This is a genomic window from Microbacterium umsixpiens, assembly GCF_053543675.1.
In genome coordinates this window covers 8,630-10,148 of the sequence record NZ_JBLVOH010000227.1, presented here as the reverse complement: position 1 = coordinate 10,148, position 1,519 = coordinate 8,630, and the positions used below count along the sequence as shown (strand labels likewise).

At 69.0% G+C, this 1,519-nt stretch carries 2 protein-coding genes; both read right to left on the bottom strand.

The features are described 5' to 3' along the window. The coding region (locus ACNPM4_RS19085) for a response regulator (RefSeq protein ID WP_448986784.1) at positions 1 to 1,019 on the bottom strand (1,019 nt) is incomplete at its 3' end. 145 nt (positions 1,020 to 1,164) lie between these two features. After that, positions 1,165 to 1,479 (bottom strand): DUF2277 domain-containing protein, encoded by a 315-nt coding sequence (locus tag ACNPM4_RS19080; protein ID WP_372468700.1) that lies wholly within the window; start codon positions 1,477 to 1,479, stop codon positions 1,165 to 1,167. Between the last annotated feature and the right edge of the window lie 40 nt (positions 1,480 to 1,519).

Below are 1,519 nucleotides of genomic sequence, written 5' to 3'. Positions count from 1 at the left end.
TGGGCGCCGATGAACTCAGCCGTCTCGCGCACCACTTCCAGGGGTTCCACGGCTGTGCCGCCACCGAACCGCGACCAGTACCGCGCGGTCGCGGTGACGAACTCGGGAGCCAGGTAGTCGCGATTCGCCGTCTGCGAGCCGAAACGCTCCAGCAGCCGAAGCTTGTCGTCGAGGTACTGATCGATCCGCACGAACCGGGTGGGACGGAAATCGATCGTCGACGACGGGCTCTGGTAGCAGGCGACCGTGCCCACGCGGCGGGTCGCCACGATCGTGGCCTCGCTCACGGCGCGGTGGTCCTGGTGCCGGTCATTGCTCGAGTGCGTGTAGACGATGGTCGGCTGGATCTCCTGCACGACCTCCTCGATGAGGCGCACCGTCGATCCGCCGCCCGAGATCTCGGTGTCCACGAGATCCTTCAGGAACAGCCGGGCGCCGAGCATCTCCGCCGCCGCCAGGGATTCGTCCTGTCGGCTCGCGGCGTCGCCGCCGCGGGCCCCGCGAGACAGGGTGAGGATCGTGATCTCGTCCTGCGCCCGAGAATGAGCGGCGAGAAGTCCGCCGACCCCGATCTCGACGTCGTCGGGATGGGCGCCGATCGCGAGCACACGCTCCGTCGGGCGCGCCTCCTCCCGGCGACGGCGTCCTTCCTCGACCAGTCGCATGACCGACTCGACGAGCTTGGCGTTGTCGAGGGGCTTGGTGAGGAACTCGTCCGCCTGCGCGCGCAGCGCCGAGACCGCGTACTCGACCGACACGTGGGCGGTCATCACCACGACGGGCACGGTGGGAACCGTGCGCCGGAGTTCGGCGAGGAGTTCGAGTCCGTTGAGTCCGGGCATCTCGATGTCGGTCACGACGACGTCGGGGCGCACCTGCGCCACGCGTTCGACAGCGGCCCTCCCGTCTTCGGCGACGTCGACGATGCAGCCGGCCCGCCTCTCGAGCACGGTCTTCACGAGCAGGGCGACGTCGGCGTCGTCGTCGACGACGAGGACTCTGGGAGCATCCTCAGGCATGTGTACAGCTCTCCTTGGGGAGGTTCCCTGACCGATGGGGATCGGCGAGTGCGATCTCGGCGCCTTCAACACCGGGACCGCAGGGAAAGTCGAGCGGGGTATGTCGATTCTGGCATAGCCCGTTCGCCACCCGGGCCCGCGCGGATCACGACCTCGCGGCAGCGGCCTTCTTCTCCTGTTGGTAGACCCGGATCGCCTCGTAGCGGTCGGCCGAGCGGGCGCGACGCTTGGCCGCCTCGTCATCGCGATTCTTCGGCGGGGCGGTCGTGACGAGTTCGTCCAACAGGGCACGGGTCGCCTGCGCGATCTCGGCGACCGCGCGGTCGAACGCGGCGCGATTGGCACGCGACGGCGCGTTCGCCCCGGAGATCTTCCGGACGAACTGGAGGGCCGCCTCGTGGCACTCGTCGTCGGTCGCGGCGGGCTCGAGGTTGTTCAGCGGAACGATGTTTCGGCACATACCGGCACGGTACGCCGGGCCGTCGACAGACGGAAGGGGG